The sequence below is a fragment of the Haloactinopolyspora sp. genome (genome assembly GCF_027324685.1).
Taxonomy (GTDB): Bacteria; Actinomycetota; Actinomycetes; order Jiangellales; family Jiangellaceae; genus Haloactinopolyspora.
The window spans coordinates 30,109-44,976 of the sequence record NZ_DAHVSH010000179.1 but is presented as its reverse complement, the minus strand read 5'-3'; the positions used below and the strand labels follow the sequence as shown (position 1 = coordinate 44,976).

Annotated in this window: 13 protein-coding genes; 6 read left to right on the top strand and 7 right to left on the bottom strand. The window is 68.5% G+C overall.

Annotation, left to right across the window (positions count from 1 at the left end; genetic code table 11):
- Positions 1-78: 78 nt before the first annotated feature.
- The gene (locus tag M6444_RS19685) at positions 79-639 is read right to left on the bottom strand and encodes a TetR/AcrR family transcriptional regulator (protein ID WP_298331339.1); all 561 of its coding nucleotides are present in this window, start codon (positions 637-639) and stop codon (positions 79-81) included.
- On the bottom strand, positions 632-1,459 hold the full coding sequence (locus tag M6444_RS19680) for an alpha/beta hydrolase (RefSeq protein ID WP_298331337.1): 828 nt from the start codon (positions 1,457-1,459) through the stop codon (positions 632-634). Before M6444_RS19680 ends, M6444_RS19685 begins: the two co-directional genes overlap by 8 nt.
- 73 nt (positions 1,460-1,532) lie before the next feature.
- Between M6444_RS19680 and M6444_RS19675 the strand changes: the two genes are divergently transcribed.
- From M6444_RS19675 to M6444_RS19655, 5 genes are all read left to right on the top strand, one after another.
- Positions 1,533-5,183, top strand: a complete 3,651-nt coding sequence (locus tag M6444_RS19675) for a hydantoinase B/oxoprolinase family protein (RefSeq protein WP_298331335.1) — start codon at positions 1,533-1,535, stop codon at positions 5,181-5,183.
- Between the two features lie 121 nt (positions 5,184-5,304).
- Positions 5,305-5,682 (top strand): YciI family protein, encoded by a 378-nt coding sequence (locus M6444_RS19670; protein ID WP_298331333.1) that lies wholly within the window; start codon positions 5,305-5,307, stop codon positions 5,680-5,682.
- A gap of 11 nt (positions 5,683-5,693) precedes the next feature.
- The gene (locus tag M6444_RS19665; RefSeq protein WP_298331331.1) at positions 5,694-6,923 is read left to right on the top strand and encodes a DUF6596 domain-containing protein; all 1,230 of its coding nucleotides are present in this window, start codon (positions 5,694-5,696) and stop codon (positions 6,921-6,923) included.
- 264 nt (positions 6,924-7,187) lie between these two features.
- Complete coding sequence (locus M6444_RS19660) at positions 7,188-7,880, top strand: DNA/RNA non-specific endonuclease (RefSeq protein WP_298331329.1); 693 nt, start codon at positions 7,188-7,190, stop codon at positions 7,878-7,880.
- Between the two features lie 7 nt (positions 7,881-7,887).
- Positions 7,888-8,784: a hypothetical protein gene (locus tag M6444_RS19655; protein WP_298331328.1), complete on the top strand. Its 897-nt coding sequence runs from the start codon at positions 7,888-7,890 to the stop codon at positions 8,782-8,784.
- A 12-nt stretch (positions 8,785-8,796) separates the two neighbouring features.
- Here M6444_RS19655 and M6444_RS19650 read toward each other — a convergent pair whose 3' ends face one another.
- Positions 8,797-9,585 carry a DNA-formamidopyrimidine glycosylase family protein gene (locus M6444_RS19650; protein WP_298331326.1) on the bottom strand — a complete coding sequence of 263 codons (789 nt, stop codon included), beginning with the start codon at positions 9,583-9,585 and terminating at the stop codon, positions 8,797-8,799.
- A 100-nt stretch (positions 9,586-9,685) separates the two neighbouring features.
- Between M6444_RS19650 and M6444_RS19645 the strand changes: the two genes are divergently transcribed.
- Positions 9,686-10,009, top strand: a complete 324-nt coding sequence (locus M6444_RS19645) for a hypothetical protein (RefSeq protein WP_298331324.1) — start codon at positions 9,686-9,688, stop codon at positions 10,007-10,009.
- On the opposite strand, the gene M6444_RS19640 is transcribed toward M6444_RS19645, so the two are convergent.
- From M6444_RS19640 to M6444_RS19625, 4 genes are all read right to left on the bottom strand, one after another.
- The gene (locus M6444_RS19640; RefSeq protein WP_298331322.1) at positions 9,983-10,498 is read right to left on the bottom strand and encodes a methylated-DNA--[protein]-cysteine S-methyltransferase; all 516 of its coding nucleotides are present in this window, start codon (positions 10,496-10,498) and stop codon (positions 9,983-9,985) included. The two genes, M6444_RS19645 and M6444_RS19640, sit on opposite strands and share 27 nt — an antisense overlap.
- Positions 10,499-10,500: 2 nt before the next feature.
- Positions 10,501-11,961, bottom strand: coding sequence for a DNA-3-methyladenine glycosylase 2 (locus M6444_RS19635; RefSeq protein WP_298331320.1), 1,461 nt, complete (start codon positions 11,959-11,961; stop codon positions 10,501-10,503).
- 60 nt (positions 11,962-12,021) lie between these two features.
- Positions 12,022-13,551: a UDP-N-acetylglucosamine 1-carboxyvinyltransferase gene (locus M6444_RS19630; protein ID WP_298331318.1), complete on the bottom strand. Its 1,530-nt coding sequence runs from the start codon at positions 13,549-13,551 to the stop codon at positions 12,022-12,024.
- Between the two features lie 182 nt (positions 13,552-13,733).
- Complete coding sequence (locus M6444_RS19625) at positions 13,734-14,774, bottom strand: serine hydrolase domain-containing protein (RefSeq protein WP_298331316.1); 1,041 nt, start codon at positions 14,772-14,774, stop codon at positions 13,734-13,736.
- Between the last annotated feature and the right edge of the window lie 94 nt (positions 14,775-14,868).

Below are 14,868 nucleotides of genomic sequence, written 5' to 3'. Positions count from 1 at the left end.
CAGCACTCCGGCGACGGCCAGGGCGACGGAACTGAGACGGTGGCGGGACATGACGTTCTCCTGAGCGTGGCGGCAGCATCACCGGTGACCGGGGAGGCTGTCGATGAACATCTGGATGAGGTGGTCGTAGCTCTCGTCGAGCTGTTCCGGCAGCCCGAAGCCGCCGCTGACCTCGATGGTGGCGAAGCCGTGTGCGATGGAGCGCAGCGCCCGGATCGCATGGATGGCCGCAGAACCCTCCAGGCCGTAGCCGCGCATGACGGCACGGAACACGTCCAGCAGGACGGCGGCGGGTGCGGCGAGCGCGGGATCGCCCAGCGCGTCGGGGGTGATCGCGGCGTACCGACCTGGGTGCTCGACCACGTAGTCGCGGTAGGTGTACATCAAGGCCCGGACGGCGTCGTCGTGGCTGCGGCCCATGATGGCGGCGCTCAGGCGTTGCGTGACCTCGTCGATGACCCGGGCAGCCACGCGCGAGCGCAGCTCGGTGAGCCCGCCGACGTGCTTGTACAGCGATGGCGCGGCCACCCCGGTCCGCGATGCGACAGCGGCCAGGGTGAGCGCGTCGAGTCCCTTGTCGTCGATGACGGCGAGCGCGGCGTCGACGACGACCTCAGGTGTCAGTCCGGCTCTAGGCATGCCGGCGGGCCTGGTCGAGGAAGCCGACGACGCGCGGGTTGACGAGGTCGGGGCGCTGGGCTTGCGGGTAGTGCCCGGCGTCGGGCACCACGTCGATCTCGGTGGGCCCGCCCAGAGCGTCGGCGATGAAGCGTGCCTCGGCCGCGGGATCGGCGAAGTCGGGGTCGCGTTCCCCCATGACGACGAGCGTGGGTGCCATCACGTGGGCGAGGCGCGGGGTCACCTGGGCATGCGACGTCTTGGTCGTGCGGACCACGGCCGCCCATGCACCCGGGCGGCGCAGCGCGGCCCGGATGCGTTGGAGGTGGTCGCCGAGGTCGGGCGGGGTGACGCCGGCATTGAGTGAACGATAGAACGCCGCGACCGCCGGGACGCCCCACGGGCGCCGCAGCATCAGCCACATCATCGCGCGCTGGAACCACGTGGTCGGTGGATTACGCACGAACGGCCCGAGCATGACGATGGCCTCGATCAGGCCGGGCTCGTCCGCGGCGACCAGAGTCGCTGCCGCTGCGCCCATGGAGTTGCCCACGACGACGGCCGGGCTCTGGTCGAGGTGGCCGATGAGCGCCAGGACGTCCGATGCGGCGGCCTGGTCGTCGTAGGCCGAGAACGTCGTGTCGCTCTCGCCGTGGCCGCGCAGGTCCATGGTGGCGACTCGATAACCCGCCTCGACCAACGCCGGAGCCAGGTGCCGATACGACGAACGGACGTCGACCATCCCGGGTACACAGACGACCAGCGGACCGTCGCCGCTGACGTCGTAGGCCAGGCGTCCCTCGGGGCGATCGAGGAACAATGTCTTGCTGCTATGACCCATAGCTTCGAAGCTACGCCTATTAGCCAGATGCGACAACCCTGCTCGTCACATCAGCGCGGTAAGGTCTGGGCGCATGGTGGGGTGGGAGTTCTGGATCGATCGGGGCGGTACTTTCACCGACGTCGTGGCCCGCCGTCCAGACGGCGCACTCGTCACCCACAAGCTGCTGTCCGAGAATCCCGAGCGCTATCGCGATGCCGCCGTCGCCGCGATCCGGGAACTGCTCGAGCTCTCGCCCGACGAACCGGTGTCCGCCGACCGCATCGATGCGGTCCGGATGGGCACCACCGTGGCCACCAACGCGCTGCTGGAACGCCGTGGAGAGCGGACCGTGCTGGTGGTCACTCGTGGTTTCGCCGACGCGTTGCGCATCGCCTACCAGGACCGTCCGCGCATCTTCGACCGGCACATCGTGCTGCCCACGTTGTTGCACGAGCGGGTGATCGAGGTCGACGAGCGAGTGAGTGCTGACGGTACGGTGCTGCGCGCGCCGGACTTGGCGGCACTGGAGGCGCCGCTGCGCCAGGCGTACGACGACGGCATCGGTGCGGTGGCGGTGCTGTGTATGCACAGCCACCTGTATCCGGCACACGAGCAGCTCATCGGACAGCTCGCCGCGCAGATCGGGTTCCGGCAGATCTCGTTGTCCAGCGAGGTCAGCCCGCTCATGAAGATCGTTCCGCGGGGCGACACCGCGGTGGCCGACGCCTACCTGTCGCCGATCCTGCGCCGATACGTCGACCAGGTCGCCGCCGAACTTCCGGGTGTCCGGTTGATGTTCATGCAGTCCAACGGTGGGCTTGCCGAGGCGCGGCACTTCCGTGGCAAGGACGCCGTCCTGTCCGGACCGGCCGGGGGCATCGTCGGCATGGCACGCATGTCCGAGCTCGCCGGGTTCGATCAAGTCATCGGGTTCGACATGGGCGGAACCTCCACCGACGTCTCGCATTACACCGGGGCGTACGAGCGGGTGTTCGACACCGAGGTGGCCGGGGTGCGGCTGCGCGCGCCCATGCTCGACATCCACACCGTGGCCGCCGGCGGCGGGTCGGTCCTGCACTTCGACGGCAGCCGGTATCGGGTGGGCCCGGACTCCGCCGGGGCCTTCCCCGGGCCGGCGTGTTACCGCAACGGTGGGCCGCTGACCGTCACCGACGCCAACGTCATGCTCGGTCGCATTCAGCCGGCCCACTTCCCGGCGGTGTTCGGCCCCGGCGGCGATCAGCCGCTGGACGAGCAGACCGTGCGCGAGAAGTTCACCCGCTTGGCTGCCCAGATCGCCGAGCACACCGGCGACGATCGCACGCCGGAACACGTGGCGGAAGGGTTCTTGGCCATCGCGGTGGCCAACATGGCCAACGCCGTCAAGAAGATCTCGGTGCAGAAGGGCCACGACGTCACCGAGCACGTCTTGACGACCTTCGGTGGTGCCGGCGCCCAGCACGCCTGCGCGGTCGCCGATGCGCTGGGCATCCGGACCGTGCTCGTCCCGCCCCTGGCCGGCGTCCTGTCAGCCCTGGGCATCGGCATGGCCGACACGACGACGATGCGTGAGCAGTCCGTCGAGTGCCGTCTCGAACCCAGCACCATCGATCGCCTGACCGGTGTGGCCGCATCACTGTCGGCCGACGCCCGCTCGGAGTTGCTCGCTCAAGGCGTTGCCGAGCACACCATCGAGGTGCACGCGCGTGCCCACCTGCGCTACGACGGCACCGACACCGCGGTCCCGGTCGCGCTCGACACCGTCGAGGCGATGCATGCGGAGTTCGAGCAGAGCTACCGGCGTACGTACTCGTTCCTGATGGACCGCCCGCTGCTCGTCGAAGCAGTCTCCGTAGAGGCGATCGGCCGCAACGAGCAACTTTCTGGTGGGGGTGGGGGAGGTTCCGGCCATGGTGCGGACGGGCATCGGCGAGCGAGGGACGAGCGAGTCGCGGGCGAGGACGGAACCTCCCCCACCCCCACCGACCCGTCCACCGTTCGCCTCTACTCGGGTGGGGAATGGACGGACGCGCCGCTGTACCAGCGGGCGGACCTGAACGAGACGGACAAGGTCACCGGCCCGGCGATCATCGTGGAGCCGAACGCGACGACGGTCGTCGACGACGGGTGGCAGGCGACGGTGACCACCCACGGTCATCTGATCGTCCGGCGGGTGCGGGCCCGCAGCGACGTCGAGCGGGTCGGAACCGCCGTCGATCCGGTGATGCTCGAGATCTTCAACAATCTGTTCATGTCGATCGCCGAGCAGATGGGCGCGCGTTTGGAGGCCACCGCCCAGTCGGTCAACATCAAAGAACGCCTCGACTTCTCGTGTGCGCTGTTCGATCCCGACGGCAACCTGATCGCCAACGCGCCGCACATGCCGGTGCATCTGGGGTCGATGGGCTCCAGCGTGCAGGAGGTCATCCGTCGTCGCGGCGAGCGGATGCGGCCCGGCGACGTGTACGCGGTCAACGACCCTTACCACGGTGGCACGCACCTGCCGGACATCACGGTGATCACCCCGGTGTTCGCCGAGACCGGCGATGCCGTGCTGTTCTACGTCGCCTCCCGCGGACACCACGCCGAGATCGGCGGGCTCACCCCGGGCTCGATGCCGGCGTTCAGCCGCGACGTCCACGAGGAAGGCGTCCTGTTCGACAACTGGCTGCTCGCCGAGGACGGCCGCTTCCGTGAGCAGGAGACGCTCCACCTGCTGACCGCCTCGCCGTATCCGTCCCGCAATCCGGGCACCAACCTGGCCGACCTGCGCGCGCAGATCGCCGCGAACCACAAGGGCGTGGCCGAAGTCGGCCGCATGATCGAGCACTTCGGGCTGGACGTCGTCCAGGCGTACATGCGACACGTGCAGGACAACGCGGAAGAGGCGGTGCGCCGGGTCATCGACGCGCTCGACGACGGGCAGTATCGCTACGAGATGGACAGCGGCGCGCAGATCGTCGTCAACGTCACCGTCGATCGGGCGAACCGGCAGGCCACGATCGATTTCACCGGAACGTCGCCCCAGTTGGACACGAACTTCAACGCGCCGACGTCGGTGGCGACGGCCGCGGTGCTGTACGTGTTCCGCACCCTCGTCGCCGACGACATCCCGCTCAACGACGGGTGCTTGCGACCGCTGCACATCGTCGTCCCGGAGCCGTCGATGCTCGCGCCACGCTTCCCGGCCGCGGTGGTCGCCGGAAACGTGGAGACGTCGCAGGCGGTGACGGGTGCGCTGTACGCCGCGCTCGGTGTGCAGGCCGAGGGGTCGGGAACGATGAACAACGTGACCTTCGGCAACGACCGCTACCAGTACTACGAGACCGTCGCGTCCGGTTCGGGCGCGGGCGAGGGCTTTCACGGCGCGTCGGCCGTCCAGACCCACATGACGAACTCTCGGCTCACCGATCCCGAAGTGCTCGAATGGCGCTTCCCGGTGATCGTCGACAGCTTCGAGATACGGCGCGGCAGCGGCGGTTCGGGCCGGTGGCGTGGCGGTGACGGCGTCGTGCGGCGGTTGCGTTTCCGAGAGGCGATGACGGTCAGCACGCTGTCGGGTCATCGGCGAGTCCCGCCGTATGGCATGGCCGGCGGTTCTCCCGGCGCGCTGGGGCGCAACGTCGTCGAGCGGGCCGATGGCACCGTGGTGGAGCTGGCCGGATGCGACTCGGCGCAGGTGGAAGCCGACGACGTGCTGGTCGTCGAGACCCCCGGCGGCGGCGGATACGGGCAGCCGTGACGCTGGTGCCGTAGCGAAAAAGTCCTCGAAAATTGTTCGGCGGGTGTCGTATCGGGGTAGCGGCGTTCGTGGTGATGATGAGAGGCAGCCACACGGGCCGCCCGTGATCAAGGAGAACCGCATGACGCAGTACCTGCTGACGCTGCCGCACGATTCAGCCGAAGAACCCACGATGGAGTCGATGGACCCGGCCATGCTCGAGGATGTCTTCGCTGCGGTCGATGGGTTCAACACGAGACTCAAGGAGGATGGTGCTTGGGTCTTCGCCGGTGGCCTGCACCCGCCGTCGACGGCGACGACGGTCGACTTCACCGGCGAGGCGCCGATCCTCACCGATGGGCCCTACGTCGAGGCGAAGGAGTACCTGGGCGGCTTCTGGGTCATCGAGGCTCCGGACCGCGATGCAGCGCTGGAGTACGCCAAGCTCGCCTCGAAGGCGTTGAAAGGTCGTATCGAGGTGCGGGCCTTCCAAGAACCGCCGGAGCAGGGTGAGTCCTGAGGCGCGGATGCGTGTCGGAGTCTGTCGCGTCGGCTACTCATGCCACGGTCGAGCGGATCTTCCGCGAAGAGTACGGCCGGGTGATCGCCTCGCTGGTCCGCCGATTCGGTGACATCGACGTCGCCGAGGAGGCAGCCGGCGAGGCCCTCGTGGTCGCCCTCGAGCGCTGGCCGGTCGACGGTACGCCACACAACCCGGGTGGCTGGCTGACGACGACCGCCGTACGCCGGGCGGTGGACCGGTTGCGTCGCGAACAGCGACGCGACGACAAGCATCAGGCGGCGCAGATGATCTACGACGACACTCCGCACGAGCCGACCGGCCCGGTCCACGACGACCGGCTGCGCCTGATGTTCACCTGCTGTCATCCAGCGCTGTCGCTGGAGGCCAGGGTGGCTCTGACCCTGCGACTGCTCGGCGGGCTGACCGTCGCCGAGGTCGCTCAGGCCTTCCTCGTCCCTGAGACGACGATGGCCCAGCGGATCACCCGGGCCAAGGCGAAGATCCGCGACGCCAAGATCCCGTACCGGGTGCCGGCCGAAGCCGACTTGACCGAGCGGCTCTCCGCCGTACTGGCCGTGTTGTTCCTCGTGTTCAACGAGGGGTACCTCGCCAGCGCAGGCACCGAGCCGATCCGCGACGAGCTCACCGGCGAAGCCATCCGGCTGACGCGGGCCCTGCGTGCTCAATTGCCTCGAGAGACCGAGGTCACCGGCTTGCTCGCGCTGATGCTGCTGATCGAGGCCCGGCGCGTCGCCCGGGTTTCCGGCGGCGAGCTGGTTCCGTTGCACCAGCAGGATCGTCGACGGTGGGACCGTGCACTGATCGCCGAAGGACATGCCATGGTGCGAGCCTGCCTCGCGGTCAACCGGCCGGGGCGCTACCAGCTCCTCGCCGCGGTCAATGCCGTCCACACCGACGCGCCCACCGCCGCCGACACCGACTGGTCCCAGATCGTCGCGCTCTACGATCAGTTGGCTGCGATGGACCCGTCGCCGATCGTCGCGCTCAACCGCGCTGTCGCCGTCGCCGAGCTGGACGGCCCGGAGGTCGCGCTCGCTCTCGTCGACGCGCTCCCGTTGACGACCTACCACGCGTGGCACGCGACACGCGCCGACCTGCTACGGCGCCTCGAACGCCAGGACGAGGCACGCGCGGCCTACGACGCGGCCATTGCGGCCACGCAGAACGTCGCCGAGCGCGGCTACCTCGCCCGGCGGCGCGACGAGCTCGGCGCCTGACGCCGGATGTCACAGCGCACGGGTGCCGGGCACCTTCACCGGCAGCAGAGGTGGATTTCCGGCGGTCGGGCGAGGGTGATGCGACGTGGGCGAGCGCCCGGTGTCCGACGTCGCCGACGCGCTACGGGGACTTCGATCAGTCGTCAACGACGAGGTTGATCGAGCAGTCGAACTGATCCAGGGTGAGGCGACGGCACTGAGCGCCGCCTGCGTGCAGGCGGCCGCTCTCAACACCTGGCCCACGTCGCAGCTGAGATCGAGCAGGTGTCGCAGCAGCTGCCGTCCGTGCTCGCCGACATCCCTGCCGAGGTGGGCACCGTCGTCGACACCGCGATCGCCGACCTGGACCGACTGTTGCGTCCACCCGGCGAATCGACGGCCGCGGGCGCTTCTCCGCTCGCAGCGGTGCCCGTGTTCGAACGGCGCGACCCGCCGCAAGCGCCGAGCGCCGCGGGTCAGCACCCGCTGATCGAGTTCGCCACCGAAGCCGAGTTCAAGGTCGCCGCAGAGAATCCGGAGCCGAACACCAGGTACCGCTACCGCGACGTGGAGTGGACGACCGACGAGCTGGGCCGGACCATCAGCGTGATCGGTAAGCCCAGCTTGACACGTGCAACTCGCGACAAACGGCTGCAGGCGCAGATCGGCCGTGAGGGTCGCCCCACCGACGTGGGGTTCCACCTGTTGGGGCATGCCCTCGGTGGCCCGACGAACCGGATCAACGTCGTCTCGGGTAACGGGGTTCGCATCGACGACGGGTTGGCCAACCTCAACCAGGGCGCCTACGCGAAGTTCGAGAAGGAGATACGGAAGCAACTGGCGGCTGGCCGTGACGTGCGTGTAGAGATCCGCGTGGTGTACGGCCCTCGGAATTCCACCACTCGGCCCGACGAGTTCGTCGCACGGCTTACTGTCGATGGTGATCGGTCTCGGCCGTACAGGTTCGTCAACAAGTGAGGACTGCATGAACAAGCCACAGTCGACGGTCGATGCGGTCGTGGAGCGCCTGACCGATCTAGCGCCTCCGGGCTGGATCAGACTGGTCCTGAACTGGGAAGTCACCCCAGACGAAGACGACGATCTGATGGCCGGCATGGCCATTTTCGCGGTCGTGCGGGACGGCACCGAACTGAGGCGCAGCGAGATCGACTACGACTGGACTCTGGGGCAGTGCATCGACTGCCTCTACTGGTTGATGGCGGAGGTCAACGACCGACGTTGGACGACGATGCATTTGGAGGTCGACGTCGACGGAGATCGCCGTGTGGGATTCGAATACGACCGGCCGGCGCCGTTGGGGTCCATCGATCATCGCTTCGATGACTACATCGAGAAGCACCGGGCCGAGCTGGATGCGCTGGCCGAGGCTGTGCAGGTCGGTGAATCTGGTGGCGCCGCATCCATGAGCCCGTCGCCCGGCACGCCGCAGCCGGCCGGCTTGGACGAGCAGCAAGAACTCATCCAGACGATCGTCCAGCGATTCGCCGCGATCGCACCCGACGGGTGGGCGAGGCTCGCCGGCAACTGGGAGGCATACCGCGACGACGACGGCCGGCTGACGCTGAACTACATCACGGTGGCGATCGTCAACGGCGGGCACGAGTGGCTGTACGGGCAGGTCGGTTACGACCACGTCCTCTACGACGCGGTGATCGAGCTCAACGAGCGCATGGCCGGCGGCGACGAGCAGCGCCGGTGGACCGTGTTCGACCTGGAAGTCGATGCCGATCCGCCGGAGTTTCGCGTCGATTTCGGCTACGGCACGCCGAAGCGGGTGAACGGCATCGACGACCACGAGTCGATCGGGCGGTTCAGGGATTACCTGCAGACGTGGATCGACGCCCACGGCCCGACGCCCTGATCTGGCCGCGGCTCACCTCGACGGCTGACACGTGGGGCACCAGAACGCCACCCGTTCCTGCGGAGCTCGGCCGATCTCGCCGACACGCACGGGTGTTCCACATCGCCGGCACGGCCGTGGCGCCCGGCCGTACACCCAGTGCTGCCGACCGGGACGAGGGTCACCGGTGGTGACCTGCTGGCCCGTCTGCGCGTTGCGCGCCATCAGCGTATGCGCCCGCACGACCAGTTGCTCCAGGTTCGCGACCCGTTCGACCGGGGTGTACGGCGACTCACCGGCCAGGAAGCACACCTCGGCGAGGTAGACCGTACCGATGCCGGCGAGATTGCGTTGGTCGAGCAGCGCGGCTCCGAGCTCGCGGCCGGGCGTCGCCAGCAGCCGACGTACCGCCTCGGCCGGGTCCCAATCGGCGCCGAGCAGGTCCGGACCCAGATGCCCGACGACGCCGGGTTCCGCACTGGTCCGGATCAGCTCCACGATGGGCAACCGGTAACCCACAGCGTGCACGCGCTCGGTCGACAGCACCACCCTGATCTGGAAGCCGGGCCCACCGCGCCACCGCTCACCCGGCGCGTAGACCCGCCACGCTCCCTCCATCCGCAGGTGGCTGTGCAGCGTCAGGTCGCCGGTCATCCGCGTGAGCAGGTGTTTTCCGCGCGAGACCACTTCGGTGACGGTGCGGCCGCTGAGATCGGCCGTGGCAAACCTGGGAACCCGGAAGTCAGTACTGGTCAGCACGTCGCCGGCCAGCACGCCGTGCAGCCGAGCAGCCGTTCTGTAGACGGTGTCGCCTTCGGGCATGTTTCAGAGTGCCATAGTCCGGCTGAACTCTCGTCGGCCCGGCCAGGGTCTCGTCACGCCGCCCGTCGGCGACTAGCATTCTGAGCAGGGGCGACCGCGGATGAACACGAACTTCGCCGATCTCACCCGAGCCTTGCGACGGCGCTGGTCCTCGGGTCGGAGCCAGCCGTGCGCAGTCGCTGATCCGTTCCGGACTCTCACGGTGCAGCTGCGGCTGTCCAGGATGGCCGATGAGATGCGGAGCCTCGAGCGCGACGTGGGCCGGTGGGCCCGCGCTCACCATCTGACCGCGGCGACGGCTGCCTACGACGATCTGCTGATCGAGGCTGCCCACATGGCCGGTCTCGACATCCCGGATGCGCCACCGGCGGTGCGCCGCCTGATGATCGAGAGCGCGTTACGCCATGACGGTTGGAGCTGGTGACGCGCCGACGTTGGCGGCCTCGAGATCCAGCAGCGCGCGCTTGCGGTCGAGCCCGCCGCCGTAGCCGGTGAGCGCCCCGCTCGAGCCGATCACGCGGTGGCACGGCACGATGATCGACAACGGGTTGCGGCCGTTGGCCATCCCCACCGCGCGCGAGGCCGTCGGGCGCCCGATCTGCGTGGCGATCATGGCGTAGCTGCGCACGTGACCGTACGGAATGGTGCGCAGGGCCTGCCACACCGTGAGCTGGAAGGGGGTACCGACCGGGGCGAGCGGAAGATCGAACTCATGCAGCCGTCCCTCGAAGTACGCGTCGAGCTGGCGGCGAGTCTCGGCGAACCAGGCGTCGTCGCGGCGCCAGGAGGCGTCGATGCCGACGGGCCCGTGCCGGTGTTGTTCCATGTAGACCCCGGTGAGGCCCGCATCGCTGGCGGTCACCCGCAGCGGGCCGATCGGGCTGTCGATGGAGGTCCAGATCGTGGTGGTCATCGTCATTCCTCGCTGTGCGTAGTCGTCAGGCACGCCCAGATGTGCATCAATGCGTACGATCGCCAAGGGCGCCAGCGCTCGGCCAGCTTCGTGACGGCCTTCGGCTCGGTGGGCAGGCCGAGCCGACGCAGCCCGTGTTTGACGCCCAGGTCGGTGGGCAGGAACACGTCCGGATCACCGAGCCCCCGCATACGGAGGTAACCGGCGGTCCAGGGTCCGATACCGGGAACCTCGAGCAGTTGGCGTTCGGCTTCGTCGCGGTCCACACCCGGGTCGAGCCGAATCCGCCCGGTGGCCAACCTCCTGGTCAGCTCGTGCAGCGTGTTCTGCCGGGTCCGTGGCATGGGGAACGCGGATGGGTCGGCCTCCGCCAGGGCGGCCGCCGTAGGGAACGCGTGGGTGATCGTCCCGACCGGCGCATCGAGTGGCTTGCCGTACGTCGTGGTGAGCCGCGCGGCGATCGTGCGCGCGGCGGCCACGGACACCTGCTGGCCGAGCACCCCACGCACGGCGAGTTCGTCGGCATCGACCGATCCCGGCAGGCGTCGCCCGGGGGCGGAGCCCACGAGTTCGGCGAGCGCGCGATCGGCGGCGAGGACGGCGTCAGCTGCCTGCGGGTCGGCGTCGAGATCGAAGATCCGGCGGCATCGGGCGACCGCCGCGGTCAGGTCTCGGGGATCGGCCAGGCGCAACCGGGCCTGAACCCAACCGTCCCGGGGCGTGAGCTCAGCGACCCCGACGCCGTGCGGCAGCGAGATGCTGCGGCGGTAGGTGTCGCCGTCGACTTCCTCGACACCGGGGATCGCGCGCTGGGCCAAGAACGTGAGGACGCCGGCGAGGTGGGCCGGCGCCCGGTAGGCGAGCCGCAGGTCTATCGCACCGGCAACCCGAGAGCGCTCGTGGCGGCGGGAGGTGGCGCGCAACTCGCTCGGCGAGGCGGCGTAGATCTCCCGGACGGTGTCGTTGAACTGGCGAATGCTGGTGAACCCCGCGGCGAACGCGATCTCGGTCACCGGCATGGCCGTCGTCTCCAGCAGTGTCCGGGCGGTGTGGGCACGCTGCGAACGGGCCAACCGGAGCGGCCCGGCGCCGACCTCTTCGGTGAGCGTACGGTGCACCTGCCGCTCGCTGTAACCCAGCTTCCCGGCCAAGCCGGCCACGCCGTCGCGGTCGACCACGCCGTCAGCGATCAGGCGCATTGCACGCCCGACCACGTCCGCGCGCACGTTCCACTCCGCCGAGCCCGGCGTGGCATCCGGCCGGCAGCGTCGACAGGCCCGGAACCCAGCGGTCTGGGCCTGCGCCGCCGTGCGGAAATAGCGGATGTTCGTCCGTTTGGGCGTCATCGCCGGACAGCTGGGCCGGCAGTAGATGCCCGTCGTGGTGACACCGAGGTAGAACACGCCGTCGAACCTCGCGTCGCGGCTGCTCACCGCTCGGTACTGCGCTTCTTCGTCCAGCATGATTCCAGTGTCGTTGCTGGACGACGCTGCGACTAGCGGAAATCAGACACGGCAGAGCAATCAGATGTCGCGGAACGCTTCGATCCGGGCACCGAGCACGGACAGCCGGGCGGCGAGGTCTTCGTAGCCGCGGTTGATGACGTAGACGTTGCGCAGAACCGACGTGCCTCTGGCTGCGAGCATCGCCAGGAGGACCACGACGGCCGGGCGAAGCGCCGGCGGGCAGATGACCTCGGTACCGGACCACCGGGTCGGGCCCTCGACGAGGACGCGGTGTGGGTCGAGCAGCGTGACGCCGGCACCCAGCTTCGTCAACTCGGTGAGGTAGATGGCCCGATTCTCGTAGACCCAGTCGTGGATCATCGTCTGGCCGTGGGCCGTCGCCGCGATCAGCGCGAAGAACGGGAGGTTGTCGATGTTCAGGCCCGGGAACGGCATCGGGTGGATCTTGTCGCGCGGCGGGCGCAGCATCGACGGACGCACCGTGAGGTCGACCAGGCGCGTCTTGCCGTTGGCTGCCACGTACTCCGCGCTGCGGTCGTAGTCCAGCCCCATCTCCTCGAGCAGTGCGAGTTCGATCTCGAGGAACTCGATGGGCGCCCGGCGGACCGTGATCTCCGACGATGTCACGATCGCAGCCGACAGCAGGCTCATGGCCTCGATCGGGTCTTCGGACGGGGAATAGTCGACATCGCAGTCGATGTCGGCCTTGCCGTGCACGGTCAGCGTGGTGGTGCCGATTCCCTCGATCTTGACGCCGAGCCGGGTGAGGAAGAAGCACAGGTCCTGCACCATGTAGTTCGGGCTGGCGTTGCGGATGACCGTCACGCCGTCGTTGCGTGCGGCGGCCATCAGGGCGTTCTCGGTGACGGTGTCGCCGCGCTCGATCAGCACGATCGGGCGCGTCGGCGACGTCACCTGATCACGTTCGGCGTGGTAGTAGCCACCGGTGGCCTTCAGTTCCAGGCCGAACGGACGCAGCGCCGACATGTGCGGTTCGACCGTGCGCGTGCCGAGGTTGCAGCCGCCGGCGTACGGGAGTTTGAAGCTCTCTTCACGATGCAGCAGTGGGCCGAGGAACATGATGACGCTGCGCGTGCGGCGTGCGGCCTCGACGTCCATGCTGTCGAGATCGAGCCGTTCCGGCGGAGTGATCTCGAGGTCACGGCGATCACCGAGCCAGCGGGTGCGGATCCCGATGCTCTCCAGCACCTCGATGATGCGGTTGACCTCTTCGATCCGGGCGATGCCGCGCAGGACCGTGCGGCCCTTGTTGAGCAGGCTGGCACACAGCAGCGCGACGCTGGCGTTCTTGCTCGACTTGACGTCGATACTGCCGGACAGTTGCTGGCCGCCGGTGACTCGCAAGTGAGAGGGGCCAGTGGGAGCCAGGGACACGATCTCTTTGTCAAGAGCCTCGCCGATCCGGGCGATCATCTCGAGGCTGAGATTCTGCTGTCCGTGCTCGATCCTGTTGACCGCGCTCTGGCTGCTGCCCAGGGCGTCGGCGAGCTGGCTCTGAGTCCAGCCGCGATGCTGACGTGAGTCGCGGATCAACCGACCGATTCGACTCCGATAATCTTCTGCCACGCTGGCACCATAACTCACGTATGAGTTCGCTTACACCACAACAGCCACATTGGCCCCACCGTGGCGCGAATCACGGGCTCGTTCATGCACGTGATGATGTTGACGTGTCAGCCAAACCGTGGGGAGCGTCTGAGCTCAGCCGGCGCGCCGCGAGTCTAATCGACTCGCGCACAAGTTGCGGCTCACACGTCGAACGCGAGACGGCAGAACTCGCGCCGGATCGCGTTGAGAGGATCGCTGGCACGCGTGTAGAAGAGCTTGTTCGTCAGGAGTACAGCCCACCGGCCCCGGCGGGGCGACACCCACAGGCCGGTTCCGGTGAATCCGAAGTGCGCCCACACGTCGTTGTCGTCCGCGCTCGCCGGATGCCAGAACAGGCCACGCGACGGCGTCAGATTCGCCGTCCGGATCTTGAGTGACTCTTTGATCCACGCTGGCCCGAACCCAGGCCGGCGTGGTGCTTGGTCGGGCGCGACGAGGTAACGCAGGAACGCGGCGAGATCGGCCACCACCGAAAATGCCCCTGCGCTGCCGCACACCCCCAGCAAGCGCGCCGAGTAGTCGTGCGGGATGCCCTTGAGGTGGCCTCCGTGGTCCGGATCGAACTCCGTCGGTGCGCACCGGCCCACGAAGTCCGGGGACAGCGGGCTGAATCGGGTGGACATCATGTGCAGGGCATCCCATGCGCACACGCGGCTGAGCTCGTCGAGAGGCATCGCGGCCACCCGCTCGGCGAGGAAGCCGAGGATCAACGCTGCTCGGTCGGTGTATTCGACGGTTTGACCCGGCGGCCGGCTCAGCGGTTCGTGCAGGATGCCGCGCTCGATGGCGCTGCGGTCGGTGCCGTACAGCGCCCGGAGGTTGGCCCGCGACGGCACGCCGGCGGTGTGGGTGAGCAGCTGGATCACGGTGACGTCGGCGAGATCGTGGCCGCGCACCTCCGGCAGGTGGGTCGCCAACGAGTCCTCGAGACCGATGTCGCCGGCTTCCCACAGGGCGCCGATCGTCGACCAGACAACGATGATCTTGGTGAGGCTCGCCAGGTCGAACACGGTGTCCGGGGCCATGGGTGCGCGCGGATCCGCGGGATCGAGCAGGCCGGTGGCGCCCCAGCTGCGCGTACCGTCGGGCCCGCCGACCGCCCAGACGGCTCCCGGGAACACGAGGTCGTCCACGCCGCGGGTGAGCAACTCGCCGATGGGATCTGCGGTGCCTCTGGTCATCGGGGCCGTCCTGTTCGCTTGCCGGTGACGCCGGGTGTGCGTCGCGCCGTTCGCAACGGATGGGTCTACACCTGCTGCCCTTTCCATGATCCGC

What these genes read in the sequence shown, in the direction of transcription:
- M6444_RS19685 (WP_298331339.1), bottom strand. Translation starts at nt 639, where the DNA reads ATGCCTAGAGCCGGACTGACACCTGAGGTCGTCGTCGACGCCGCGCTC.
- M6444_RS19680 (WP_298331337.1), bottom strand. Translation starts at nt 1,459, where the DNA reads ATGGGTCATAGCAGCAAGACATTGTTCCTCGATCGCCCCGAGGGACGC.
- M6444_RS19675 (WP_298331335.1), top strand. Translation starts at nt 1,533, where the DNA reads ATGGTGGGGTGGGAGTTCTGGATCGATCGGGGCGGTACTTTCACCGAC.
- M6444_RS19670 (WP_298331333.1), top strand. Translation starts at nt 5,305, where the DNA reads ATGACGCAGTACCTGCTGACGCTGCCGCACGATTCAGCCGAAGAACCC.
- M6444_RS19655 (WP_298331328.1), top strand. Translation starts at nt 7,888, where the DNA reads ATGAACAAGCCACAGTCGACGGTCGATGCGGTCGTGGAGCGCCTGACC.
- M6444_RS19650 (WP_298331326.1), bottom strand. Translation starts at nt 9,585, where the DNA reads ATGCCCGAAGGCGACACCGTCTACAGAACGGCTGCTCGGCTGCACGGC.
- M6444_RS19645 (WP_298331324.1), top strand. Translation starts at nt 9,686, where the DNA reads ATGAACACGAACTTCGCCGATCTCACCCGAGCCTTGCGACGGCGCTGG.
- M6444_RS19640 (WP_298331322.1), bottom strand. Translation starts at nt 10,498, where the DNA reads ATGACCACCACGATCTGGACCTCCATCGACAGCCCGATCGGCCCGCTG.
- M6444_RS19635 (WP_298331320.1), bottom strand. Translation starts at nt 11,961, where the DNA reads ATGCTGGACGAAGAAGCGCAGTACCGAGCGGTGAGCAGCCGCGACGCG.
- M6444_RS19625 (WP_298331316.1), bottom strand. Translation starts at nt 14,774, where the DNA reads ATGACCAGAGGCACCGCAGATCCCATCGGCGAGTTGCTCACCCGCGGC.